Here is a 25,494-nt window from a genome sequence, read left to right on the forward strand (position 1 = left end):
CTTCTCTCCGCGCGTCCCGTGTGGAAGGCACGGGTCCGACATTCGTCCACCGGTGAGCTGCGAGGAAGGTCCGCAGTTACCTGGGTCCAGCAGGGCGAGGCAGGGCGGTCGGCGACGGCGTACCGTCGATGGGATGGAGACGACCATCGGTGAGTTCCTGCGCACCCGACGCGAGCGCATCACCCCTGAACAGGCGGGGCTGCCCCCGACTCTCACGCGGCGGCGGGTGCCGGGGCTGCGACGCGAGGAGGTCGCCCTGCTCGCCGGGGTCAGCCCGGACTACTACCAACGCCTGGAGCAGGGGCGGACCGCGCAGGTCTCCGACCAGGTGCTCGACGCCGTCGCACAGGCGCTCTCCCTCTCGGACGTGGAGAGCGAGCACCTTCGAAACCTGGCCCGCCCGCGTCGAGCCGACGCCGAGGCGAGAACCACGCGACGGGCATCGAGAGTGGTGCCCGACGAGCCGCTGATTCGGCTGCTGGAGGCCATGGGAGACGCACCCGCGTTGCTGCTCGACGCCCGCCTCGACATCGTGGCGGCAAACGCCGCGGCCGAGGCCGTGTTCGACGTGAGCGGCATGCCGCAGCCCCGCAACGCGGCACGAGAGATGTTCCTGCACCCCGAGGCCCGGGCCCGGTACGCGAACTGGGAGGCGATCGCCGCTGAGACGGTCGCCCAACTGCGCCTGCTCACGGGGCGTCGGCCCGACGACGCCAAGCTGGCAGCGCTGGTCGGTGAACTGGCCATCCGCAGCGAGCCGTTCCGGCAGCTGTGGGCGACCGGCGACGTACGGGAGAAGCGGCTGGGGGTCATCCGTATCGTGCACCCGGTCGTCGGCACGCTCCAGTTCGACTACCACGTACTGAGCGTGCCCGCACGCCCCGATCGCTCACTGCTCACCTACCTGCCGCAGCCCGGCTCACCGACGGCTGAGGCCCTCGGGATGCTGCTGAGCTGGGTCGCCGACCGATCCGACCCGGCCGGTCAGGAAGTTCCCGCCGCGGTATCCGAGTCCGACGGGGACGCGAGTTCGCCAACCGCTTGAGCGTCCGTTGGTCCTGCTTCGAAAGTGTCCTGTCGGGCCAGGCACCGAGAGATGTGCCAAGTCCCCTCAACACACACAAGCTGACGCAGGGAACAGAACGGACCTGCCGCCGTCGACTCCCGGTCCCTCAGTGTCCACCAATCAAGCGGCGCAGACTCCAGAAGCAGCAGGCCAGATGCGCTCTGGCCTGCCGCCCTGTTCGTCTGCGCCTCATACCGATGCCGCTCGCTGGCGCGCATCCGCTACGCTGTCCCTGGTCGGCTGTTGGTGCGCTGCGTCGTCTGCTCAAGCAAGACTGCGGAGGCTGTTGCACCATGTCTGACCAGCGGGCTTGTGATCCTCGCCGAAGATCCGTCTCCTGGGTTTTCTCCAAGGTTCCACAAGCCCCCGCCTTCGTAGCTCAGGGGATAGAGCACGGCTCTCCTAAAGCCGGTGTCGCAGGTTCGAATCCTGCCGAGGGCACAGTGTGAAGTGCCAGGACAACGACGACGGCCCCGAACCCGCGACAGGGTTCGGGGCCGTTTCATGGGAACCTGCGCCCGGGGACGGACGGCGAGGGGCGACGATGGAGCAGCCGCGGATACGCCTCGGCGACGACGGCGCGTGGTGGGAGCCGGCTCGTGCCGGTGGGGACGTCTGGCGGGTCACCGCGGACTGGTACTCCTGCCTGAGGGCCGACTTCACCGTGGAGCTCGGCACCGCGGAGGTCGCGGACTTCGTGACGCGGATCCGCTCTCACCTGGTCGCGCCGTCGCGTGGGCGCTTCTCGGCGGCAGTCACTCCTGGTCGTGACAACCCACTGACGCTGAACGCGGAGCCGGTCGGGGACGGTTTCGCCTTCTTCGTGCGCTTGACCCCGAACGGCGACGACACCGCGTGCCATGTGCAGTTCGAGATCGATCCGATCGCGACGTCGGAACTTGAGGAGGCATTCGACGCACTGCACACGGCGTCGGTGTCCCAGCGCCGGCGCTAGGGAACCCTCGCCGTGTCCACAGCCTCGGCCGCCCCTTGCCCCGTCTCCGCCAACGCCCGGTTCCGCCGTACCGACGACCAGAACGACCAGCCGATCAGGACGACGCCGACCAGCCCCGTGATGACCTCGTTGATCTGGTACTGGATGGTGACCATCAGGATCACGGCCAGGGCGCCGATCGCGTAGTGGGCGCCGTGCTCCAGGTAGACGTAGTCGTCGAGCGTGCCCTGGCGGACCAGGTAGACCGTCAGTGAGCGGACGTACATCGCGCCGATGCCCAGGCCCAGCGCCATCAGGACGATGTCGTTGGTGATGGCGAACGCGCCGATCACGCCGTCGAAGGAGAAGGACGCGTCCAGGACTTCCAGGTACAGGAACATGAAGAAGGCGGCCTGGCCGGCCAGGACCACCGCCGAGCGGTCGCTCTCGCGTTCCCGTTCCTCCTCCGCCTCCAGGCGGTTCTCGAAGAAGCCGGAGAGGCCGCCGACGATCATGTAGGTGATCAGGCCGGCGATGCCGGAGACCAGGACCGTCTGGGCCTTGTCCGCGTGGGTGCCGCCGTGCTGGTGGGCGTGGGCCGCGAAGGTGAACGAGGTGATCAGCAGGACGATCAGGGCGATGCAGACCGACAGCATGTCGACCTTGCCGAGTTTGGCGAGCGGGCGTTCCAGCCAGCCCAGCCACTTGATGTCGCGGTCCTCGAAGATGAAGTCGAGGAAGATCATGAGCAGGAACATGCCGCCGAAGGCCGCGATCGCCGGGTGGGCGTCGGTGACCAGCTGTTCGTAGCGGTCCTTGTCGGTCAGCGCCAGGTTCACCGCCTCGAAGGGGTTCTTCTTCGCGGTGACCGCGACGATCACCACCGGGAACGCCAGGCGCATGCCGAAGACCGCGATCAGGACGCCGACCGTGAGGAAGATCTTCTGCCAGAAGGCCGACATCTTCTTCAGGATCCCGGCGTTGACCACCGCGTTGTCGAACGACAGCGAGATCTCCAGCACGGCGAGGATCGCGATGACACCGAACGCCGTCCAGCCGCCGTACCAGACTCCCAGTGCCAGGCCGAGCGCGGTGACCGCGAACGACCAGCGGAAGGTCTTCAGAAGCACGGGTTGCCCCTTCCTGTTGTCGCGCGGTCGCCCGCGGGCCGGGCATCAACAGCCCTGACCATCATCGGCGTTGTCTACCACGACCGCCTGTCGTACAGGTGTCGGGGGACGGGAACGGGACCGCGGCGGGGCACGGAAAAGGCCCTCGACCTTCCGGTCCAGGGCCCCTCCTCGGCGGTGTCCACCGTGCCGGATCGTCACTTCCTGGGCGGCACCTTGCCCGTCGTCCGCAGCGTGCCCACCGTTTTGAGGAGGCGGTCCGCCGGGTCGCGCAGGGACGGGTGGGCCAGGACCGTGTTGCGCAGGCCGCGGACCGGGCGGCGCCACAGGCGGTGGGCCGCCGCCACCGGGTGGGGGCGGGTGGCGAAGCCCTCGCCGACGCGCAGTTCGCGGGTCTTGAGCCAGTCCTTCCACTCCTTGTCGCCGCGCCCCAGGTCCATGAGGCGTACGCCGTGCCGGCCCGCCTCCTCGGCCATCCTGAGGTGCATGATCAACCCCGGTGAGTAGTAACGGAGTTCGGGGTCGTACGCCGTGAACCAGGCCGCGAACAGCGTGCGGGAGGTCGGGCCGAAGTGGGCCGCCACCGGGCGGTCGCCGGCGTAGAGGACCGACAGGACGCCGGTGAAGTGCTCCTCGCGGACGCGGAAGAGATGGTCCACCAGGTCCACGATCCACGGGCGCGCGAAGCGGTCCATGCGGCCGGTCCTGCGGTACTGGGCCGACTTCCAGCGCATCAGCGTGTGCAGCACCTCGGGGTCGCGGTCGTCGTAGACGAAGCGCATCTCGCCGAGGTCGCGGCCGAGTCTGCGTTCCTTCTTCAGGGTCGTCTTGGCGATGCCCGGGTACGCGCCGCGCAGCCACTCGGGGTAGGGGACCTCGCCGTCGCCGTCCTTCAGGTCGATCACCGGGGACGCGAAGGTGCCCGTGACATGGCGGCCGAACGGCTGCTGTTCCTCGACGAGATGGTCGAACTCGAAGACCGACAGGCCGCAGGCGCGCAGGAGTTGCTGGACGTCCCAGGTGACTCCGGGCCGGTGCACCAGGCCCTGGCAGTCGGAGAGGCCCAGGCCGATGGCCCGGCCGACACCGACGGCGTTGCGCTCGTACGGGAGGAAGCCGACCGGCTCCCCGCCCTCGTGCAGAACCGCCACCTGCGCACCGCCGCGATAGCGGCCGACGCCGTCCGCGAACTCCGGTGCCAGAAAAGGGTTCGCGTAGTCCGGCGACTCGTCCATCGCCTTGTGCCAGGCCTGGCGGAGCGTGGTACCGAGCTCCTCCGGTCTGTGGATCGTGATGTCCGCCTTGCCGGCGGATCGCATGGATCGCATGGGCGACCGTCCCCCCACATTTCCCCCACGACGCGTCGTCCGCGTCCTGCCTACGTATCCCAAGGTACGACGAGACACGAACAGTTCGGGAGTGCCCAAACGTCGCGAAACAGTACGGACGCCGCCAAGGGCGCCTGTGGCTACGGAAAAGTACGGATCACCCGGGGGGCCCACCGGTGTTGCCGGAATTGCCCGCCTCTCCTATGAGTTGACCCACGCGCACCAGGCCCCCCTCGCTCACCCCCGGCCGGCCCGGCGCCCCAACACCCATTGCCCTCAGGCGGGTTGGGCCGGTTGGGCCGGTTGTGTCGCGGAGAGCTTCGCCTCCCGCCGTACCTGCCGGCCGAGCACCCCCAGGGTCAAGGTCACCGCCACCGACGCCAGGGCCGCCAGGGTCATCGCCGTCGGCGGGGAGGTGAGTTGGGCGATCGTGCCCGCTACGGCCGCGCCGATGCCCTGCATGGTGAGCATGCCCGCGGAGCGCAACCCGAGGGCGTGGCCCGCCAGTTCGTCGGGGGTGAGTTCCATCAGGCGTTCCTGGAGGACCAGGCTCGCGCCGTAGCCGACGGAGGCCACGCACACCGCGATGGCGGCCCAGGGCATGCCGGGGCGCAGCGCGAAGAACAGGTACGGCGTGGCCAGCAGGAGGCGGAGCGGGATGTCCAGGCGGGCGCGCAGGGCGGGCGGGACGAAACGGCCCAGGGTCAGATCGCCGACGAACATGCCCAGGGCCGCGCTCGCGAACAGCACACCTGCGGACCCGGAGTCGTAGGAGACGTAGAGGGATTCGCAGCCCACCACCAGGCCGTTGGGGACCCACATGCCGAGGTAGGTGAGGCGGCGGGGGCGGGAGGACCACAGGAGGGCGTTCGTGCGCCAGGTGGCCGCGACGGACGGGCGGCCCGCGGTGCGGGGTGGGCGGGCGGTCAGGCCGAGGCGGAGGAGCACCGCTGTCGTGGCGTACAGGGCCGCCGCCAGGAGGAGGCAGGTGCGGGGGGAGAGCACTGCCAGCAGGACTCCGCCCGTCGCGAAACCGGTGACCTGCATCAGGCCCGAGGCCATGTTGAAGACCGAACGGCCCAGCAGATAGCCGTCCTTGGAGAGGATCTCGTTCAGCAGGCCGCCGCTCACCCCGCCGCCCAGCGAGGCGATCAGGCCCTGGAGGAACACGATGCCGAAGACCGCTCCGATCGGCAGACCGGGCGTCGCCAGCACCGCCGTACAGACCGCGAAGGCGGAGTTGATGCCGGTGAGCGTCACGCGCGGGGGCAGTCTGTCCGCGCCCGAGAGGAAGAAGGTCGCGCCGAGCATCTGGGCGAGCTGCGGCCCGAACATGCTCACCGCCGACAGCAAGGGGGACTCCGTCGCGCGGTAGACGAGGGTCGCGAGCGCCAGGCCGCTGATGGTCAGGGCCGCGTTCTGGGCGGCGAAGGAGAAGAAGAACGGGGTGTATTCGGGGGTGCGGAAGAGCTCGCGATAGCTGCGCATGCGGTGAGTCTGAGGGGGTGCCCGCGGGGGTCGTATTCTTTCGCGCGGACGCGAAACATGAGGGGGGTCCGGATGGGCTGGTGGCAGCTCAACGCCGACACCCTCGCGCGGAGCCGGTTCGTGCTGTCGCCGTTCGCCGAGGCCTTCGCCGCGCTCAAGCTGCTGCATCTGGGGGCGGCCTCGCACCCCGGTGAACAGATGTGGCTGCGGGAGCATCTGCCATCGTACCGGCGGCTGTTGGCGGACGATCCGGTCACCGGGCTGCTGCTGCGGGCGGGGCTCGGGCGGGCCTGGATCGCCGACTTCCTCTCGCCCACGCCGAGAGACCGGGAGCCGTTCGAGGCGGCCGTCGCCCGGGTGCGGGCGGCACCTCCCGCCACCGCGCGGGCCAACCTCACGGTCTCCCTCCCCGGTCCGCTCCCCGCCGCCCTGGAACGCGACGATCTGCCCGAGCGGGCGGCCCGGCTCCTGGAGTACGTGTGGGAGGAGACCGTACGGCCCTCCTGGGAGCGGCGCCGGCTCGTGCTGGAGGCCGATGTCGTCGCCCGGACCGCACAGGTGAGCCAGGGCGGCTGGGCGGCCGTGGTGGACGCGCTGCGGCCGGGGCGGACGCGGTGGCTCGGGGAGAACCGGCTCCAGGTCAATCTGCACGAGTACCCGCCGCGGGAGATCTCCGGCGCGGAACTGGTCTTCGTGCCCGTCACCCCCAGGAGCGGCTGGGTGTCCTGGGAGGAGCCGGACCGCTACGCCATCGTCTACTCCTGCTCGGGCGCCCTCGCCGACCGTGCCTCGCGGGCGGTCCCCGCGAGCCTGGGGGCGCTGCTGGGCCCCGCGCGGGCGGGCGTGCTGACGCTGCTCGGGTCGCCGATGAGCACCAGCCAGCTGACCGCCGTGACGGGGCAGGCGCTGGGCTCGGTGGGGCGGCATCTGCGGGTGCTGCTGGACGCGGGGCTGGTGGAGCGGCGGCGGGCGGGGCGGTCGGTGCTGTACTCGCGGACGGCGGCGGGGGAGGTCGTGGTGAAGGCGGCGGGGCTGTAGACCGCCTGTGAGCGCGGAGGCGCATGCCCCCGTGGGGAGAACGACATTTACCGGAGTTAGCATCCGGTTATGACGACTACAGAGAACACGGGTCCCCTCGCCGTCGAGATCGGGTCGCTCAAGGGCGGCTCCGCGGACCTCTCGCAGTACGCGGGCCAGGCCGTCCTCGTGGTGAACGTGGCCTCCAAGTGCGGGCTGACCCCCCAGTACACGGGCCTTGAGCGGCTCCAGGAGCGGTACGCGGCGCAGGGCTTCACCGTGCTCGGCGTGCCCTGCAACCAGTTCCTCGGGCAGGAGCCCGGCAGCGCCGAGGAGATCGCCGAGTTCTGCTCGGCGACATACGGCGTGACCTTCCCGCTGACCGAGAAGGTCGAGGTCAACGGGGACGGCCGGCACGCGCTGTACGAGCGGCTCGTGGGCTTCGCGGACGGCGAGGGCCACACCGGTGACATCCGCTGGAACTTCGAGAAGTTCCTGATCGGCCGCGACGGCACGGTCGTCGCCCGCTTCTCCCCGCAGACCGAGCCGGAGTCGGCGGAGGTCGTGGCGGCGGTGGAGACGGCCGTCGCCTAGTCCCGGCTGTTGACCTTGCCCCTGGGGCAGGGCCGAGCCTCCTTGTCACCGGGCGGACAGATACCGCCCGGTGACGGAGGATGACTCGGGTGGACGACGAACTGCTGACCATCGGCGCGTTCGCGGCGCGGGCGCGGCTTTCGGCCAAGGCGCTGCGGCTGTACGACCGGCTCGGGCTGCTGGAGCCGGATCGTGTCGACGGGGTGAGCGGCTACCGCTACTACCGCGCGAACCAGGTCGAGCGAGCCCGACTCGTGGCGCTGCTACGGCAGTTGGACATGCCGCTGGCCAGGATCGCCGAGCTGGTGGAGGCGGACGGGACGGACGCGGCCGCACTCCTCGCCGCGTACTGGACGGACGTCGAGACCCGCATCGCCGGGCAGCGCACGCTCGCCGAGTACCTCCGTGCACGACTGTCGGGGAGGAGCTCCGAGATGTACGGAAAGTTCGTGGTCGAGACGGTCGAGGTACCGGAACAGGTGCTGATCACCGAGACCCGGCACACCCTCGCGGACGAGTTGCCGGCCTGGATCGGGGCCTCGCTGGGGCGCCTGGAGGCGGCGGCGCGGGAGTGCGGGGGCGGGAGCGGCTCGCCGTTCGTCGTCTACCACGCCGAGGTGTCGGTGGAGAGCGACGGCCCGGCCGAGTCCTGTGTGCCGGTCGCGGACGAGGCGGCGGCGCGGGCGTGGGTCGCACGGCAGGGCCAGGCCCGGCAGACGACGGTCCGGGTGGAGCCGGCCCGGCGGCTGGCCTACACCCGGATCACCAAGGCGCAGGTGGCGCATCCGCAGATCCTGGCCGCGTTCGAGGCGGTGGAGCAGTGGGTCGCCGGGCAGGGGCTGCGGTACGCCGGGCCGTGCCGCGAGGTGTACTTCGCGGACTGGGGGGCGGCGGGGCCGGGGGACGCGGTGTGCGACGTGGCGTTCCCGGTGGAGTGACGGCGATGTTTCCCGTGCCGCTTCCGGTGGAGTGAACCAGCTGGAGTGATCGCGGGCACAAGCCGAGCCCCCTCGGCCAGGACGGCGGGCCAGTCGAGAGGGCTCTTACTTGTTGAACTGCCTTTGCTGCTTATGGAGTTGTGAAAGGTGACCCAGCGGCATCAGTGAAGGTCGTGCGCCCCCCGCGCGACCTCCGCCACGAAGGCGTTCCACGAGTCCGCGGGGAAGTCCAGCGCCGGACCCCCGTCGACCTTGGAGTCCCGTACGGCCATGGCCGCGAGAACCGGTGACTTGACCTCGACGCATGCACCGTTCCCGGTGGAGTACGTGGACTTGGTCCACATGTCCGTGGCGCCCTGACGAATTGCCATTTTTGCTCCGGTTATGCCAGTTGATGAGTGCTGTCCCCGCGCATCCACGTCCGGCCACGAACACTCCGGACGTACAACACGGTTTGCGCCAAAGCCTGTTGCTCGATGGCGTGATCGACGCTACTCGCCAACATCGGCGGGCGGAGAGGCCATTCACTCGACCGGGTGGCATATACCCCTGGTGTCTTCCATTCGACCCGGCGGAAGGTGTATTCTCCCGCACCTTCCGCCGGAGGAGCCTCTCAGGACCCCCCGCGCCCCGCCGGGACCACCGCTCAGCGCGCGTAGTCCTTCGCGATGTCCGCGATGAACTGACGGGACTGGTCCACGTTCAGGGCCTGCGCCCTCAAGTGCTCGTACATCACGCTGTACTTCTGGACGTCGTTCGCCTTCTCCAGGTACAGGTCGCTGGTGACGCCCTCGATGTAGACGACGCTGGAGTCCGCCGCGTCGGGGAACTCCAGGATCGCGTACTGCCCGTTGAGCCCGGGATGGGCGCCCATGTCGAACGGGATCACCTGCACGGTCACGTGCGGGAGTTGGGACTGCTCGACGAGGTGCTCCAACTGGTCCCGCATCAGGGAGCGGTTGCCGACCACGCGGCGCACCGCGGACTCGTCCATCACGGTCCACAGCCGCAGCGGGTTCTCGGGCGCGGAGATCCGCTCCTGCCGGCGCAGCCGCACCTGGACCCGCTTGTCGACGTCGGCCTGGGCGGTCTCGGGCAACGCCCCGGTGATGAGCGCCTCGGCGTACTGCCGCGTCTGCAACAGGCCGGGGACGACCTGGGGATCGTAGACGCGCAGACTCGCCGCGTCCGTCTCCAGTCCGATGTAGACGCTGTACGGGATGTCGCCGAAGGAGTGCCACCAGCCTTGCTGCCGCGAGTCCTTGGCCATCTGCATGAGCGAGTCGACGATCCGGACGTCCTCGACCTCGTAGACCCCGCACAGGTCACGGACGTCGCGCTGGCTGATGCTGCGCCGTCCGTTCTCCAGCCGGCTGATCTTCGACTGCGACACCAGCAGCCGCTCGGCGACCTCTTCGGCCGTCATGCCCTTGAGCTCGCGGAGCCGACGCAACTCCTGGCCCAACCGGCGTCGCCTGACGGTGGGATTGACACTTGACGCCACGGGAACGTGCACCTCCGGCTGCATGCCTCTACTTGCCACTGCTTGCTGCTACTTGCCGCTACTTGCTGCTCACTGCTTGCCACTTTGCGTATCTGCTGTTGAGCAGACTGCCACCAAGGTGGTTTCTACCGCTGGGAAACGGTGGATATGCGGCAGGTACGAGCCGGGTTCCGGTTGCCCACGGCGTCCGTAGATGCGGCCGAGCGGGGTGGAGAGACGTTACGTCTACTCCACCCCGCTCGGACCAGCGGCTCCCGAACCGGGTCTTGGGGACTGGCGGTGCGGCGTTGTCCTGCCTGTGGTGCGTACTGCGGTGGTGCCGGTCGTGCGTGCCGCTCCGCGGTGCGGGCGTGTGCCGTGGGACTGCGGCTCAGTGAGCCACGGCGCGCGCCATGGTGCCGCGGTGCGGCTGCATCGGAACGCCACGAGCCGGTTCCGGTGGCCTTGATCCGGGCGCGGCCTGACGGCCGGCCGGGGCCGGGCTACGGCGTGGCTGTGCCGCCACCCCGTTCTGGACGTCCATCACGGCGTGCGCCACGAGTCCGCCCATGGGGTCGTGCCTGATCAGGTCCCGCAGCCGGGAGCGGGACGAGCGTCCCTCATTACCCGGATACAGGTGCTTGCCGAGACCGACCGCGTGCGCCAGTGCGGCGAGCGCGGCTGTCCGCGGGTCCGGCGGTACGCCGGTGCGGATCGCGGAATCGAGTCGGCCCCTGATCTCGCGGCTGATCTCGTTGTCCGTCGCCTGGTAGCGAGTCGTCGGCAACACCCCGCACATCTGTCCCGCCACGGCATGCACCATGCCGCACCGCTCCAGATGCGAGAGGTAGGTCTGGCGAAGTCCCAGTCGGGGCCCGCCAATCCAGTTCACTGCCCGTACAGGAGCGCCACGCCTTCGCAGCAACTCCAACGCGCAGTCCAAAGTCGGATCTCCGGTCGGCCGTGGTACCACCACGGCGATACGATCCCCGTCCGGGGCTATCCGTCCGGCCAGCGCCAGCTCCACTAGCTGCGCTCCGGCCAGACCGAGGTCGAGCGACTGCGGCTGCGCAGTGGTACCCGTGGCCGGGTCCAATGCCAGCAGCAGAAGCTCTTCCGGAAGAGTTCTGCGGCTCTTGCCCATCCATGCCTCCCCGCGTGGATGAATGACAGGGTGACCCCTCTCACATTGGTCTGTCGAGGGTGCGTGACCGGTTCGTGATGGAACCAGCAGGTATGTCGTTCTCGTCTACCGCAGGGGCCAAGCCCGCACACAGGACACTGGTACATGGTTCGGACAACGGTGTTGATGCGTTGTCCGGACGACGGGTAAGAGATTTTCCAGCTGAGTCACCAGCTGACTTTCCAGCTGATTCTGTGGCTGTTTTTGTGGCTAACCCGGTTATCTCGGTCGGTTCGGTTTGACGCACGCTGGACGTGCGGCGCATGGAGGAGGCATCGGTGGCGGGCGAGTCCCCCGACAGGTCGAAGCAGCGCGAGTCGTCGGCAGAACCGACGCCGGGGAGCGCGAGTCCGGTTCCTGAGGCCAGGGGTGAACGCGATCCCCGGTTGGCGGTGGCCCGAGAGGACACGGCACCGTCCGCGGCGGTTCAGCGCGGGGGCGGGGGCGTGGACACGGCGACGAAGATCTTCTCGATTCGCGAGTTGCGGCCGGAGACGGCGGAGGCGGACGACGAGTCCGCCGATACCGATGCCGGTGACTCCGTCGACGCCGAGGCCTCCGAGGGCACCCCGGCGCAGAACCCTTCCGCCAAGGGCGGTCCGGACGGCGATGCGCGGTTGCGGGCGGCTGTGGCGGCATGGGTGACGTCGGGGCCGGAGTCGGAGTCGGAGCCGCCCGAGCCTGACGGGGGCGCTGAAGGCTCCGAGGACGCCGCTACGGCCGAGGACGGCTCCGGGGACGCGGAGACGCCCACGGAGGGCCTGGAGGCCGGGCACGGCGGCGACGCGGGGGCATCTTCCGCGGGCGACGAGGCTCGCGACTCGGCTACGGCCGGAACCGCGCCCGAGTCCGAGCCCGAGACCGGCGACGCGACCGAGGACGATCGGGTCACTGACGGTGCGGCTGCCGTTACCGCTCCTGCTGTCGCGGCCACTCCCGCTCCAGCTGCCGCTGCCGCTGCCGCTGGGAGCGACGCCACCACCAGTGAGCCGGTCTCCGACGCGGAGGATGCTTCCCCGTCGGACAGGACACCCACGGCCACGAAGCCCGACGAGACCGACAGAGCCGCCGAAGCCGACGCGGTTGCTGACACCCGCCCGACCGCCGCCGACTCCGCCTCGGGCGATACCCCCAAGGCCGACGAGACCGCCGAAGCGGGATCTGCGGAAGCCGAGACGGACACGGCCGACACCGACACCGCTCCGAAGCCCGCCGAGGGCAAGTCACCCCTCGAAGCGACCGGCCCGGAGCGGGACGCCCGTCCAGAGCCCACCGAAGACGAGCCCGCCTCCGACGCAACCGAGCCGAAGACGGACGCCCACCCCAAGTCGGCTGAAGGCAGGGCCACTTCCGATCCGACCGGGCCAAAGGCGGACATCCGTCCGGAAGTCACCGAAGGCGAGACGTCCTTCGAAGCCACCGGCCCGGAGCCGGACGACCGCCCCGAGTCCACTGAAAACAGGGCTACTTCCGACTCACCCGCGCCGAAGGCCGACAACCGCCTGGAGCCCGCCGAAGGCAAGCCCGTCTCCGGCACCCCCGCGCCGAAGACGGACGCCCGCCCCAACTCCGCCGAAGACAGGGCCACTTCCGACCCGACCGCGCCCAAGACAGACAGCCGCCCGGAAGCCACCGAAGGCGACACCGCCCCCACCGCAGACGCGGAGCTTGGCGCGGTGGGCGCCGAAGGCGACGCGGACGCGGATCCCCGGGCCACGGGTGCCGCCGGCACCAAAGACGCCACCCCCACCCCTCGTCCGAAGGCCGCCGACGGCGATCGCCACCCGCAGGCCCCACCCGCACCCGACAACGCGACCCGCACGGGCGGTGCGGGTGGGAAAACGAACGGCGGCGACGGCGAAGCCGAGGCGCTCGATCACCCCACCGCCGTCTTCAAGGCCCCACGCCCACCGAAGCCCCCGGTGGACCAGCCGACCACCATGCTCAAGGCACCCAAGGTCCCCGAGACCCCGGAGACCCCCGCCGAGCGCACCAGCAAGTTCGTCGCACTGAAGCCCCTCGACGAACCCCGCACACCCAGCGCGCCCCGCAGGGACACCCCCCGCCCGGACGCCACCCGCGCCGTCCCCCACGTCGGCCCCGAACACACCACCCAGCAACCGCTCCCCCCGAAGCCCCCGCTGGACCTCCTCGCCGAACTGACCAACACCCCGCCACCCGCGCAGACTCCGGTGCGCACAGCGATCCGCAGGGTCAAGATCTGGACCCCCCTGGTCCTCCTCCTGGCGATCGTGTTTGCGGTAGTACAGGCCCTGCGCCCGCTCCCGACCCCCGCCCTCACCCTGACCGCCGAAGACTCGTACACCTTCGACGGCGCGAAGGCCGACCTCCCGTGGCCCAGCGAGGGCCAGGGCTGGATGGACGTCAACGGCATCGGCACGATGGGCGACTTCGGCAAGCAGACCCCGGTCGCGATCGGCTCCGTGGCGAAGGCGATGACCGCGTACATCGTCCTCAAGGACCACCCGCTGAAGTCGGGCGCGGAGGGCGCGAAGATCACCGTCGACGCGACCGCCGAGAAGGAGGGCGGTTACGACAAGGACGGCGAGTCCACCCTCAACACCGTCAAGGCCGGCGACGTCCTCACCGAGAAGCAGGCCCTGTCGGCGATCATGATCCCGTCGGCGAACAACATCGCGCGCCTGCTGGCCCGTTGGGACGCGGGCTCCGAGGCCGCGTTCATCAAGAAGATGAACGACACCGCCAAGTCGCTCGGCATGACGAACACGACGTACACCGACGCCTCGGGCCTGAAGGAGACCACGGTCTCCACCGCCGAGGACCAGGTGAAGCTGGGCAACCAACTGGTCAAGATCCAGGCCCTGATGGACATCACCAAGCTGCCGAGCTGGGTCGACCCGTCCGGCAAGAAGTGGACCAACTACAACCGCCTGGTGCCGTACAACAACTCGCTCGGCATCAAGACCGGCACCACCACCGCGGCCGGCGGCAACCTGCTCTTCGCCGCCACCAAGGAGGTCGGCGGTGAGACGGCCGTTGTCGTCGGCGCGATCCTCGGCCAGCACACCGCGCCGATCATCGACACGGTCAACGCGGTCAGCAAGACGGCGATGCTCGCGGCGCAGGACGCGATGAAGTCGGCGAAGATCCTGAAGAAGGGCGACGTCGTCGGGTACGTCGACGACCAGCTCGGCGGTCACACCCCCGTCGTCGTCACCAAGGACGTCTCGGCGGTCGGCTGGGCCGGCCTCGAGGTGAAGCTGTCCTTCGCCCCCGACGCCGTACCGCACACCGCGAAGGCCGGCACCAAGGTGGGCACGCTCACCGTGGGCGACGGTTCGAGCGGTGCCGTCAAGGTGCCGGTCGCTCTCCAGAAGGATCTCGCGGAACCGGCCCTGACCGCCAAGCTGACCCGTCTCGGCTGACCCACGAGGCGATGTACGTCACCGCACCCCGCCGGCCGGGCACCCACCCGGGAGCTCACCGGCGGGGTGCGTGCTAGCGTCGCGAATCGGGGCACGTCGCCGGTCAAGCGGGACGCGGCGTCGAACAGGCCGGGAACGGGACAGGACGCGGCCGAGAACAGAAGACGGGACACGGGGAGTGCCTTCAGGTGGCCACAGCGGAGCCGACACGCGCCGACGATGCCGATCCGGGCCCGGGAGCCGGCCCGCGAATACAGCTGCCCGCGCACACCGCGACAGCGGACACACGTCACACGACTGACGACACACGTCACCCGACCGACAGCACCTGCCCGTCGGCCGCGGACACCGACGCAGCCCCAGCCGGAGCCGGAGACACCACCGCAACGCCGGAGCGGAACACCCGGTGGGCGCTCCTGATCGACCGCCTCCGCGCCCCCTTCCTCCGCCACCCGGTGATCGGCTTCACACTCCTCTCCGGCATCCTCCACGTCGTCTGGTTCTTCACGTTCGCGAACAGTGGCGGCGACCTCGCGGCGCAGGACGCCTGGGCGGAGTTCGTCGGCCGGCACCCCGACTCGGCGTACAACCTCGCCTGGTACGGCGGCATGCACCCGGTGTCGTACAGCGTGGTCTCGCCGTATCTGATGTCGGTCCTCGGTGTCCGTACGACGATGATGATCGCCGGGACGATCTCGGCGGGCCTGCTCACCATGATCCTGATCCGCAGCCGCTCGGTGAAGAACCCGCTGTGGGCCTCGCTCGCGGGTGTCTTCGCGCTGCTGTGCAACGCGGCGTCGGGCCGGGTGACGTACGGCCTGGGCCTGGTGTTCGGGCTCGGCGCGGTGGCCGTCGTCTTCTGCTGGCCCTACCGCTGGCGCTACAAACGCTGGGCGAAGGCCCTGTGCGCGGCCCCGCTGGCGGCGCTCGCGACCATGTCGTCACCGGTGGCCGGCCTGTTCGTGGGCCTGGTCGCCGTGGCGCTGTTCCTGCAGAAGCGGCGCCCAGGGGCCTGGGCCCTCGGGCTCGCGCCCGCGGCCGTGGTGGCGGTGTCGGCGTGGCTGTTCCCGTTCTCCGGCACGCAGCCGATGCTGTTCGGCTCGATGATCCTGCCGCTGGCGTCCGGAGTGCTGGTCTACTTCCTGGTGCCGCGCGAGTGGACGACCGTACGGATCACGGCGGCGGTGTACAGCATCGGGGTCGTCCTCGTCTGGCTGGTCAGTTCGCAGATCGGCTCGAACATCAGCCGGCTGGCGATGCTGTTCGCCGGGGTGACCCTGATCTCCGCCCTGCCCTTCGCGGTGCCGCGCTCGCGCAAGTGGTACGCGATCGTGCTGGCCTTCGTCGGCTTCACCGGATGGATCGGCTTCAAGTCGGTCGACGACGTCATCAACACCGCCCCGGCCGCGTCCTGGTCGCACGAACTTGCCCCGCTCGTCAACGAACTCCAGACGGTCGGCGCCGAACGCGGTCGCGTCGAGGTCGCCCCGTCCCGCTCCCACATCGAGGCCTCCGCCCTCGCGCCGTACGTCAACCTCGCGCGCGGCTGGAACCGCCAGGCCGACATGGAGCGCAACCCGCTCTTCTACGACGACACGCTCAACTCGGCCAACTACCACGAGTGGCTTCAGCGTTGGGCCGTCCACTACGTCGTGCTGCCCAAGGACCAGCCGGACGGCGACGGCGGCGAGCGCGAACGCGCCCTGGTGCAGCGCGGGATGCCGTATCTGAAGCAGGTCTGGGGCGACGCGAACTGGCAGCTCTTCCAGGTCACCGACCCGGCGCCGCTCGCCGAGCCGAACGCGGTCGTCGACCGGGCCGAGCAGGGCGAGCTGACCATCGAGGTGAAGAAGAAGGGCCGGATCCTCATCCGCATCCCGTACTCGCCCTGGCTGAGCATCGTCGACGCGAAGGGCAAGAGCCTCAAGGCGCCGCAGGAGACCGACGCGTCCAAGCATCGCGCCGAGGACACCCCGAAGACGTACGACAACCTCAACGGCTGTCTGATGGAGACGGAGGAGGACTCGAAGGGCGACAAGTGGACGATGTTGCTGGCGCCGAAGGCGGGGACGTATCGACTGGCGGCGCCTTACCAGTTGCCTCGGGGTACGCCGTGTCCCGATGAACTGAAGTAGTCACCGCAACCGGTCCACGTACCGGTCCGTGCCCGGCACCGTCGGAATGAAGGGCGCGACCAACTCCACCCTCCCCAGCCCCGATTCGGCCACCGGCGCTTCGAGATCCGCGAAGTACCCCTCCCAGCACTCCCGCGGATCCGCCTCCAGGAACCACAACAACGTCAGCCGCGTGTCGACCCCCTCGACCTGCTTGACGTAGGTCATGCGGTCGCCCGGCAGCGGGGTCGGGCGGAAGATCGTCACCATCGCGGCCGGGGACCCCGCGAGCCGCTTCGGCAGGTGCCGAGAGCGCAGCCACTCCAGCAACTCGGCGCGCTGTTCGGCCGATTCGCTGTCGACGACCTCCAACACCAGCCCGGCGTAAGGGTGGTCGAGGGCGTGGAAGTCCCGCGGCCCGGCCGCGCCGTCGCGGTAGACGGTCGCCTCGTGGTCCTGGAACGCCGTGAAGACGTGCGTACGGTCCTGGTACACCCGCCCGTCCCGGTTCAGCCGTTTGTTGATGCCGACGGTCCACTTCATGTGCTCGTCGTAGCGGCCCTCGGTGACCCAGTACGTGGAGAGGTAGCAGCCGGCGGTGACGGGCTGGGCGATCGCCGACTTCTCGGGGTGGCGCAGGAGTTGGAGGTCCCGGGTGGCGACCCAGCGGCGGCCCGCGTACATCCAGGGCATGGCCATCGCGCCGGCGTAGTAGTGGTCGTCCTCGTACCAGCGGTTGTACGCGTACTCGTGTCCCGGATGCGGTTCGACCATGGTGATCAGCGCATGGCCGGGCCGCACCCCGTACGGTCCCACGGCGGCCAGTTCGGCGTAGGTCTGGCTGCGGGTGTCCTCAGACATGGGCGCTCCTCCCCTTCCTTCCTCCTCCGGTCGCCCATACTCTGACGCCCCGTCAGAAAATGCGCCATAGCCAGGTCGGGAGGACTCTCATGTCGCTGCTCGCGGGCAAGACCGTCATCGTGTCGGGGGTCGGGGCCGGACTAGGCCACCAGGTCGCCGCGGCCGTCGTACGGGACGGAGGGAACGCCGTGCTCGGCGCGCGCACGGAGGCGAATCTCGCCAAGTCGGCCGCCGAGATCGATCCCGACGGCACGCACACGGCGTACCGTGCCACCGACATCACGGACGAGGCGCAGTGCGAGGCGCTCGCGGCGGTGGCGCGGGAGCGGTTCGGGCGGGTCGACGCGGTGGTCCAAGTGGCCGCGTGGGACAGCTACTTCGGCGGGGTCGAGGACGCGGACTTCGCCACCTGGCAGTCGGTGATCGACGTCAATCTGCTGGGCACACTGAGGATGACGCGGGCGTGCCTGCCGGCCCTGAAGGAGGCCGGCGGGGGCTCGGTGGTGTTCATCGGGACGCAGTCGGCGGTGGCCGCCCCGTCGCAGGTGCGGCAGGCGGCGTACGCGGCGTCGAAGGGGGCGTTGACGAGCGCGATGTACTCGCTGGCAAGGGAGTTGGGGCCGTACCGGATCCGGGTGAACACCGTGCTGCCGGGGTGGATGTGGGGGCCGCCGGTGGAGGCCTACGTGCAGTTCACCGCGCACACGGAGAAGGTGCCGGAGGCGGAGGTGCTGAAGCGGCTGTCCGACCGGATGGCGCTGCCCGAACTGGCGACGGACGGGGATGTGGCGGACGCGGCGGTGTTCCTGGCGTCGGACCGGGCGCGGTCGATCACGGGCCAGTCGTTGCTGGTCAACGCCGGGGAGCTGATGCGATGAGTTCATGTAGGTGAACACGGAACATCAATCCGAACGATTTTACTCCCCCTTGACCTCACGCTTACTTGTCGTGCTCACGCGCGACCGCCCACGATGAGCCCCGGGCTGAACCGGCTCCATCGTGGGAGGGCGCATATGAACGGGCTCGACTGGGCCGTGCTCATCGGCTATTTCGGCGTGATGGTCGCGATCGGCGTGTGGTCGCACAAACGCGTCGACAACGTGAGCGACTTCTTCACGGCCGGCGGAAAGATGCCCTGGTGGCTGTCCGGCATCTCGCACCACATGTCGGGCTACAGCGCGGTGATGTTCACCGGCTACGCGGGCATCGCCTACACGTACGGCGTCACATCCTTCATCACCTGGTCGTTCCCGATCGCGCTGGGCATCGCCATCGGTTCCAAGCTGTTCGCGCCGCGCATCAACCGGCTGCGCTCACGGCTCCATGTGGCGTCCCCGCTCGAGTACTTGAAGAACCGCTACAACCTGAAGACCCAACAGGCGCTCGCCTGGTCCGGGATGCTCCTGAAGATCGTGGACGTGGCCGCGAAGTGGGCGGCGATCGCGACCCTGCTCTCGGTGTTCACGGGTGTGTCCTTGAACCAGGGCATCCTCATCACCGGCGGGATCACGGCGATCTACTGCACGATCGGCGGCCTGTGGGCGGACGCGCTGACCGAACTCGGCCAGTTCGTCATCCAGTTGCTCGCGGGCGTCTCCATGTTCGTGGCGGTCGTACTGAAGTTGAACGACAAGGGCATCGGCTTCTTCGGCGCCTGGGACGAACCGGCGCTCCAGGGCCACGGCAAACCACTCGTCGGCCCCTACGGCACGGTGTTCCTCCTCGCGTTCCTCTTCATCAAGCTCTTCGAGTACAACGGCGGCATGCTCAATCAGGCCCAGCGCTACATGGCCACCACCAGCCCGCAGGCGGCCGAGCGTTCGGCCCGGCTGTCGGCGGCACTGTGGCTGATCTGGCCGACGGTCCTGTTCTTCCCCATGTGGATGTCACCGCTCCTGGTCCACGCGCAGAAACCGGACGGCTCCGACTCGTACGGCCTGATGACCGAACAACTGCTGCCACACGGCCTGTTGGGCCTGGTGGTCGTCGGCTTCTTCTCCCACACGATGGCGATGTGCTCGTCCGACGCGAACGCGATCGCGGCGGTCTTCACGAGGGACGTGGCACCGGTCGTATCGGCCAAGGCCCGTGCGTGGAACGACCGTTCGGGGCTGATCGCGGCCCGCGTGACGACGGTCGTCTTCCTCGGCCTGTCGATGTCGGTGGCGACGCAGATCAACTCGCCCACGTTCAAGGACATCATCACGGTCGTCATCAAGTGGGTCGCGGGCCTGATGGGCCCGATCGCGATCCCGATGATGCTGGGTCTGCTCCGCCCCTTCCGCAAGTCCGGCCCCACGGCGGCGCTGACGAGCTGGGCGGCGGGCCTGCTGGCCTTCTGGCTGGTCAACTACCCCATCAACTGGGAGGTCGACGGCGGGGTCCCGCTCCAGTACCAGGTGTCGATCCCCCTCGCGGTCTCCCTGATCCTCTACATCCTCATCGGCTATGTGAAGCCCGAGGACACCCCGGAACGGGACGCGCTGATCGAGAAGATCAACGGCGGCGGGGACGACGACGGCGAGGCGGCCGCCGTGGCGGTACCGGCGCAGGCGGGGGCGGAGGACGACGTGGTGGGCAGGCAGTCGTAGTTCAGGCACCTCTGGGATACCGGGCGATCCAGCCCGGAGAGGACCCGGCGGGCCCGTGCAACGCGGGCCCCTGGGTCATCTCCACGGCGAAGTCGTCCGCGAGCACGAGCAGTGTGGGACGGCCCTCCAGTTCGGCCAGCCAGGCCGGCGGGAGGGCCGTCTCGCCGTGCAGGGCCCCGAGCAGCCCACCGGTGAGCGCCCCCGCGGCCCCGGAGGGCCCGCCGTGATTCACGGCCAGACACAGCCCGTGCCGTACGTCGTCCCCCACGAGCGCGCAGTACACGGCCCCCGCGAGCAGCCCATCCGCACTCCCCTCCCCCACCAGCTCCTCGATCCGCCCGGCGGTGGGCAGGCCCTGCCGTACGGCACCGAGGGCACGCTGAAGGCCGTCGGACACGGGTTGATGCCCCGGCCTGGCGGCCAGCAGGGCGAGCGCCCGCTGCACGGCGGAGTCGAGGCTCTCGCCCCGCGCCAGCCCGTGCACGATGACGGCGTACGCACCGGCGGAGAGATACCCCACGGGATGCCCATGGGTCTGCGCGGCACACTCCACGGCAAGCTGCATCACGAGTTGCGGCTCCCACCCCACGAGCAGCCCGAACGGCGCGGAACGGGCGGTCGCCTCGCCCCCCACCTCACCGGGATTCTTGGGCGCGTCGAGAGTCCCCATCCGCTCGTCCCCAAACCCCAGCAAACAGGCCCGAGTTGGATCCCGCCGAGCGTAGAGCCATTCTTCCCGCGCAAGCCACCCGTCATCCTTACGGCGCTCATCGGGCCCCCAGTCATGCTGAGTGGCGGCCCACCGCAGATAGGCCCGATGCAGATCGGTCGGCGGATGCCAGGCCCCGGTGTCCCTCCTCACCTGCGCCCGGATCAGCCCGTCCACGCTGAACAGCGTGAGCTGCGTGAGATGAGTGACGGCCCCACGCCGCCCGTACCCGAACGCGAGATCTACGACACCCTCCGCCCCGTAGGCCTCCCGGATCTCGTCGATCGCCAACAGGTCGACAGGCGCACCGAGCGCGTCCCCGACCGCGGCCCCCAGCAGCGTCCCCCGCACCCGACTACGAAAATCCTGCTGCTCGACCCGGCCCCAGACGGCCCCGATTGCCGTACCCACCAAGACCTCCTCGGGCTCCGTCCGTACGTACGAGTCAGTTCAGCACTGTAATCGAACGGGGACGGTGGGTTGAGGGGGGGAGTTGGAGGCACCTTCGTTTCGATGTGAACGTTGGGCCACTCGCTTCTCAGCCAGTGTCGGGCTTCCACGGCCCGAGTAAAGGGCGCTCCGCTGCGCTACGCGTCGCCTACGGCGATGGCCCTGCGGGCCACCCTTGACACGACCCGCTCCACCCCGTTTCAGAAGCGAGCGAGCGGCCCGGAGGAACGGGTGGCCAGGCATGAAGTCCCTTACCTGTACTGCGTTCTCGGCCGGAGCGAGGGAGCGCGCTCGCGCCTCGCCAGCACGCCGGGTCGGCTCAGCGGCCAAGAGCGAGTGGGGACTTCCGAGACAAGACAACACCCCAGTGCGGCACACCGGGCCGGTCGGCTCGGCGGCCAACAGCGGGCGGGAAGGGATGGGATGGGCGGATGGGTGGGTGCTGGAAGCTGGGGGCAAAACTAACCACTCACACACATCTTGACCGGTTAGAAAAGACCCCAGCTTCCAGAGAGGACAGGGTCGGCAGGGCGGGACGGAAGACCCGGGGCGGGGAGATGTGCCACCCCGCCCACCCCCGGCTGTCCCATTTCTGCGTCTCGGAAGTCCCCACTCACCGTTGGCCGCTAAGCCCACCCGGCGTGCAGGCGACACGCCACCGCGCACCCTCCACACCGGCCCACAACGCAGCACAGGCAAGGGACTTCATGCCTGGCCACCCATTCCTCCGGGCCACTCGCTCGCTTCTCAAACGGGATTGTGTGAGCCGAGTCAAGGGTGGAGCGCAGCGAAATCGGCGCAGCCGACGCGACCGCAGGGAGCGCCCTTTACTCGGCTCACACAATCCCGACACTCACAAAGAAGCGAGTGGCCCAACGCTCACACCACAACCCACGGCCACAGCAACCCCCTACTTGACCACGATCACCTTCGTACTCGTCGTCCCGAACGCCCACAACGCCGCCCCGTCCGCCTTGCCCATCCGCACTCCGCCCGTCTCCTTGCCCGCAGCCGGCGGCGGCGAGGAGCCGTCCACCGCGTTGGAGAAGGCGATGTTGAGGCCGGACTTGGTGGCGAAGTAGACGATGTTCTCGATCTGGACGCCGTCGGAACCCGTCGTGGCGTCCTTGCGGACGGACACCGTGTACTTACCCGGTTCAGGGCTCACCGTGCCGGGCCAGACAGCGAACGTACGGCCGGCCTTGTCGCTCGCGTCGACCAGCCAGACCCTTTTCTGCCCCACGGCGTAGACGATGCGCCGCCCGGTCCCGGAGGAGGCCGGCACCGCGGCGGCCGTCACGTGCGGCTTCGGGGACGTGGACGCGTGCGCGGACGCCGAGGCGTTCGGGCGGGCGGCGGCGGGCGCCTTCGGGTGCGGGCCCTTGTTGGCCTGGACGGCCAGGACCGTGACCGCGGCGATCGCTCCCACCGTCAGACCGGTCACCCAGACCTTGGAGGCAGGCACGGGCACGCATCTCCTCAGCTACTCACAGCCCCCGCATCCCGATCGAACAGGGGTCGGATCATCGTACCGGCCCCCATCCGCCCACCCGGACCCTCAGTCCAGCACCGGCAGCAGCTCCGGCAGGTGCCCGTCCGAGACGGACGCCGTCCGTTGCCGCTCCTCCGAGACCTCTCCGTAGAGGGTGGTGCGGGGCCGCGCCGGCCGTCCCGCCAGTTCCGCCACGGCGACCAGATCGCGCACCGACTTGTAGGAGCCGTACGACGAACCCGCCATCCGCGAGATCGTCTCCTCCATCAACGTGCCGCCGAGATCGTTCGCCCCGGAGCGCAGCATCTCCGCCGCCCCCTCCGAGCCCAGCTTCACCCAGCTCGTCTGGATGTTGGGGATGTACGGGTGCAGCAGGAGCCGCGCCATCGCCACCACCGCCCTGTTGTCCCGCATCGTCGGACCCGGGCGCGCGATCCCCGCCAGATACACCGGCGCGTTCGTGTGGATGAACGGCAGCGTCACGAACTCCGTGAAGCCGCCGGTCTGTTGCTGGATTCCGGCGAGGGTCCGCAGGTGGCCCAGCCAGTGTCGCGGCTGGTCCACATGGCCGTACATCATCGTCGAGGACGAACGGATGCCCAACTCGTGGGCCGTCGTGACGACTTCGATCCAGGTCGCCGTCGGCAGCTTGCCCTTCGTCAGGACCCACCGCACCTCGTCGTCGAGGATCTCCGCCGCCGTGCCGGGGATGGTGTCGAGTCCCGCCTCCTTCGCCGCCGTCAGCCACTCGCGGATCGAAAGGCCGGTGCGCGTCGCGCCGTTGACGACCTCCATGGGGGAGAACGCGTGGACGTGCATCCCGGGAACCCGCTCCTTCACCGCCTTCGCGATGTCGAAGTACGCCGTCCCGGGCAGGTCGGGGTGGATGCCGCCCTGCATGCAGACCTCGACTGCCCCGACCTCCCAGGCCTGTTGGGCCCGGTCCGCCACCTGGTCCAGCGAGAGTGTGTACGCGTCCGCGTCCGTACGGCGCTGCGCGAAGGCGCAGAAACGGCAGCCCGTGTAGCAGACGTTCGTGAAGTTGATGTTCCGCGTGACGATGTACGTCACCTCGTCCCCGACCACCGACTTCCGCACGTCGTCCGCGATCCGCGTCAGCGCGTCCAGCGCCGGACCGTCCGCGTGCAGCAGGGCGAGGGCCTCCGCGTCGGTCAGCTTCGTGGGGTCGTCGGCCGCCGTCGCCAGTGCCTGCCGTACGTCCGTGTCGATGCGCTCGGGGACCATGCCGGGCGCCGCCGCCTCGCGCAGGGCGGCCCAGTCGCCGTAGACCTCGTCGAAGTCGTCACGGCGGTCGGACGTACGGCCCTCCGTGTCGATCGCGGTGTGCAGATCCGTGCGGCCTGAGGACACGAACGCCTCCTCCGGCTCCTGCCACGCGTGGCCCTCCACGACCGCGTCGGGAAGGGCCAGACCCGTCTCCGGGTCCGCCAGTGCCCGTACGTGCGGCAACAGGCGCGGGTCCAGCCAGGGTTCGCCGCGGCCCACGAACTCGGGGTACACGCAGAGGCGTTCGCGGAGTTCGAAGCCCGCCTCCGCCGACTGTTCGCGCAGCAACTCGATCTGCGGCCAAGGGCGTTCGGGGTTCACGTGGTCGATGGTCAGGGGCGACACCCCGCCCCAGTCGTCGATGCCCGCGCCGATCAGGCGCTTGTACTCGGAGTCGACGAGGTTGGGGGGTGCCTGGAGGCAGGCGGACGGGCCCATGATGTGCCTGGCCACCGCGACCGTCGCCACCAACTCGTCGAGTTCCGCGTCCGGCATTCCCCGCATCGCCGTGTCCGGCTTGGCGCGGAAGTTCTGGATGATCAGTTCCTGGACGCCGTGGTAGGCCCTCGACACCTTCCGCAGCGCGAAGAGGGAGTCCGCCCGCTCCTCGTACGTCTCGCCGATGCCGATCAGGATGCCGGAGGTGAAGGGGACGGAGGAACGGCCCGCGTCCTCCAACACCCGTAGCCGTACGGCGGGTTCCTTGTCCGGGGAGCCGTAGTGCGGGGCACCGGGTTCCGACCAGAGCCGGGTCGCGGTCGTCTCCAGCATCATGCCCATGGACGGGGCCACCGGCTTCAGGCGCTGGAAGTCCGTCCACGTCATGACACCCGGGTTGAGGTGCGGGAGCAGGCCCGTCTCCTCCAGGATGCGGATGGAGATGGCGCGGACGTACGCGATCGTGTCGTCGTAGCCGTGCGCGTCGAGCCACTCGCGCGCCTCCGGCCAGCGGTCCTCGGGCTTGTCGCCGAGGGTGATGAGGGCTTCCTTGCAGCCCAGGGCCGCGCCCTTGCGCGCGATGTCGAGGACCTCGTCCGGCGACATGAACATCCCGTGGCCGGCGCGGCGGAGCTTGCCGGGGACGGTGACGAAGGTGCAGTAGTGGCACTTGTCGCGGCAGAGGCGGGTGAGGGGGATGAAGACGCTCTTCGAGTACGTGATCACGCCGGGCCGGCCGGCCGTGTCGAGGCCCGCGTCGCGCACCCGGGCGGCGGACGCGGTGAGGTCGTCGAGGGCCTCGCCGCGCGCCTGGAGCAGCACCGCCGCCTCCGTCACATCGAGGGCGACGCCGTCACGGGCTCGTTTGAGGGCGCGACGCATGGAGTTCTCGGTCGGGCCGGTTCCGGAACTCGCGGGAGTCGTCATCCTTCGAGCATACGATCGGTGTGATCAGGCCAAAGAGGGGCGCCCGATTCGTTCCGT

Annotated in this window: 19 protein-coding genes and 1 tRNA gene; 10 read left to right on the top strand and 10 right to left on the bottom strand. The window is 69.6% G+C overall.

Going from position 1 to position 25,494, the window contains the following annotated elements; translation table 11 throughout:
* Positions 1-133 precede the first annotated feature (133 nt).
* The 3 genes from ACIRRY_RS20775 to ACIRRY_RS20785 all read left to right on the top strand — a co-directional run bounded on the left by ACIRRY_RS20775 (position 134) and on the right by ACIRRY_RS20785 (position 2,021).
* Positions 134-1,045 carry a helix-turn-helix transcriptional regulator gene (locus ACIRRY_RS20775; protein WP_403974700.1) on the top strand — a complete coding sequence of 304 codons (912 nt, stop codon included), beginning with the start codon at positions 134-136 and terminating at the stop codon, positions 1,043-1,045.
* 389 nt (positions 1,046-1,434) lie between these two features.
* A tRNA-Arg gene (locus tag ACIRRY_RS20780) sits at positions 1,435-1,507 on the top strand.
* A gap of 103 nt (positions 1,508-1,610) precedes the next feature.
* Complete coding sequence (locus ACIRRY_RS20785; protein ID WP_403974703.1) at positions 1,611-2,021, top strand: hypothetical protein; 411 nt, start codon at positions 1,611-1,613, stop codon at positions 2,019-2,021.
* On the opposite strand, the gene ACIRRY_RS20790 is transcribed toward ACIRRY_RS20785, so the two are convergent.
* The 3 genes from ACIRRY_RS20790 to ACIRRY_RS20800 form a co-directional block, all read right to left on the bottom strand.
* On the bottom strand, positions 2,018-3,130 hold the full coding sequence (locus tag ACIRRY_RS20790) for a DUF475 domain-containing protein (protein WP_403974705.1): 1,113 nt from the start codon (positions 3,128-3,130) through the stop codon (positions 2,018-2,020). The two genes, ACIRRY_RS20785 and ACIRRY_RS20790, sit on opposite strands and share 4 nt — an antisense overlap.
* Positions 3,131-3,327: 197 nt before the next feature.
* Positions 3,328-4,449: a GNAT family N-acetyltransferase gene (locus tag ACIRRY_RS20795; protein WP_403975559.1), complete on the bottom strand. Its 1,122-nt coding sequence runs from the start codon at positions 4,447-4,449 to the stop codon at positions 3,328-3,330.
* Between the two features lie 285 nt (positions 4,450-4,734).
* Positions 4,735-5,946: an MFS transporter gene (locus ACIRRY_RS20800; protein WP_403974707.1), complete on the bottom strand. Its 1,212-nt coding sequence runs from the start codon at positions 5,944-5,946 to the stop codon at positions 4,735-4,737.
* Between the two features lie 72 nt (positions 5,947-6,018).
* Here ACIRRY_RS20800 and ACIRRY_RS20805 point away from each other — a divergent pair, with 72 nt between their 5' ends.
* The 3 genes from ACIRRY_RS20805 (at position 6,019) to ACIRRY_RS20815 (ending at position 8,495) form a co-directional block, all read left to right on the top strand.
* Positions 6,019-6,984 carry an ArsR/SmtB family transcription factor gene (locus ACIRRY_RS20805; RefSeq protein WP_403975562.1) on the top strand — a complete coding sequence of 322 codons (966 nt, stop codon included), beginning with the start codon at positions 6,019-6,021 and terminating at the stop codon, positions 6,982-6,984.
* A 69-nt stretch (positions 6,985-7,053) separates the two neighbouring features.
* A complete protein-coding gene (locus ACIRRY_RS20810) occupies positions 7,054-7,557 on the top strand; it encodes a glutathione peroxidase (protein ID WP_403974709.1) in 504 nt (167 codons plus the stop codon).
* Between the two features lie 80 nt (positions 7,558-7,637).
* Positions 7,638-8,495, top strand: a complete 858-nt coding sequence (locus tag ACIRRY_RS20815; RefSeq protein WP_403974712.1) for a MerR family transcriptional regulator — start codon at positions 7,638-7,640, stop codon at positions 8,493-8,495.
* Positions 8,496-8,656: 161 nt separating this feature from the next.
* On the opposite strand, the gene ACIRRY_RS20820 is transcribed toward ACIRRY_RS20815, so the two are convergent.
* The 3 genes from ACIRRY_RS20820 to ACIRRY_RS20830 form a co-directional block, all read right to left on the bottom strand.
* Positions 8,657-8,866: a DUF397 domain-containing protein gene (locus ACIRRY_RS20820; protein ID WP_200691424.1), complete on the bottom strand. Its 210-nt coding sequence runs from the start codon at positions 8,864-8,866 to the stop codon at positions 8,657-8,659.
* A gap of 275 nt (positions 8,867-9,141) precedes the next feature.
* Positions 9,142-9,999 carry a helix-turn-helix transcriptional regulator gene (locus ACIRRY_RS20825; RefSeq protein ID WP_200691425.1) on the bottom strand — a complete coding sequence of 286 codons (858 nt, stop codon included), beginning with the start codon at positions 9,997-9,999 and terminating at the stop codon, positions 9,142-9,144.
* A gap of 370 nt (positions 10,000-10,369) precedes the next feature.
* Positions 10,370-11,122 carry a GPP34 family phosphoprotein gene (locus tag ACIRRY_RS20830; RefSeq protein ID WP_403974716.1) on the bottom strand — a complete coding sequence of 251 codons (753 nt, stop codon included), beginning with the start codon at positions 11,120-11,122 and terminating at the stop codon, positions 10,370-10,372.
* Positions 11,123-11,424: 302 nt separating this feature from the next.
* On the opposite strand from ACIRRY_RS20830, the gene ACIRRY_RS20835 reads away from it, so the two are divergent.
* Positions 11,425-14,568, top strand: coding sequence for a D-alanyl-D-alanine carboxypeptidase (locus tag ACIRRY_RS20835; RefSeq protein ID WP_403974718.1), 3,144 nt, complete (start codon positions 11,425-11,427; stop codon positions 14,566-14,568).
* 188 nt (positions 14,569-14,756) lie between these two features.
* A complete protein-coding gene (locus ACIRRY_RS20840) occupies positions 14,757-16,703 on the top strand; it encodes an MFS transporter (protein ID WP_403974720.1) in 1,947 nt (648 codons plus the stop codon).
* Here ACIRRY_RS20840 and ACIRRY_RS20845 read toward each other — a convergent pair whose 3' ends face one another.
* Positions 16,704-17,543, bottom strand: a complete 840-nt coding sequence (locus ACIRRY_RS20845; protein ID WP_403974723.1) for a hypothetical protein — start codon at positions 17,541-17,543, stop codon at positions 16,704-16,706.
* Positions 17,544-17,632: 89 nt separating this feature from the next.
* Here ACIRRY_RS20845 and ACIRRY_RS20850 point away from each other — a divergent pair, with 89 nt between their 5' ends.
* Positions 17,633-18,421: an SDR family oxidoreductase gene (locus tag ACIRRY_RS20850; protein ID WP_403974726.1), complete on the top strand. Its 789-nt coding sequence runs from the start codon at positions 17,633-17,635 to the stop codon at positions 18,419-18,421.
* A gap of 135 nt (positions 18,422-18,556) precedes the next feature.
* A complete protein-coding gene (locus tag ACIRRY_RS20855; RefSeq protein ID WP_403974728.1) occupies positions 18,557-20,134 on the top strand; it encodes a sodium:solute symporter family protein in 1,578 nt (525 codons plus the stop codon).
* Between the two features lies 1 nt (position 20,135).
* Here the strand turns inward: ACIRRY_RS20855 and ACIRRY_RS20860 are convergent, their stop codons facing one another.
* The 3 genes from ACIRRY_RS20860 to ACIRRY_RS20870 form a co-directional block, all read right to left on the bottom strand.
* Positions 20,136-21,254: an ADP-ribosylglycohydrolase family protein gene (locus ACIRRY_RS20860; protein WP_403974730.1), complete on the bottom strand. Its 1,119-nt coding sequence runs from the start codon at positions 21,252-21,254 to the stop codon at positions 20,136-20,138.
* A gap of 949 nt (positions 21,255-22,203) precedes the next feature.
* Positions 22,204-22,758 (bottom strand): hypothetical protein, encoded by a 555-nt coding sequence (locus ACIRRY_RS20865; RefSeq protein WP_403974733.1) that lies wholly within the window; start codon positions 22,756-22,758, stop codon positions 22,204-22,206.
* 93 nt (positions 22,759-22,851) lie between these two features.
* Entirely contained in the window at positions 22,852-25,437 is a 2,586-nt protein-coding gene (locus tag ACIRRY_RS20870; RefSeq protein ID WP_403974736.1) for a bifunctional FO biosynthesis protein CofGH, read from the bottom strand.
* Positions 25,438-25,494 lie beyond the last annotated feature (57 nt).

The organism is Streptomyces sp. NPDC101776 (genome assembly GCF_044766845.1).
In the GTDB taxonomy this organism is placed as follows: domain Bacteria; phylum Actinomycetota; class Actinomycetes; order Streptomycetales; family Streptomycetaceae; genus Streptomyces.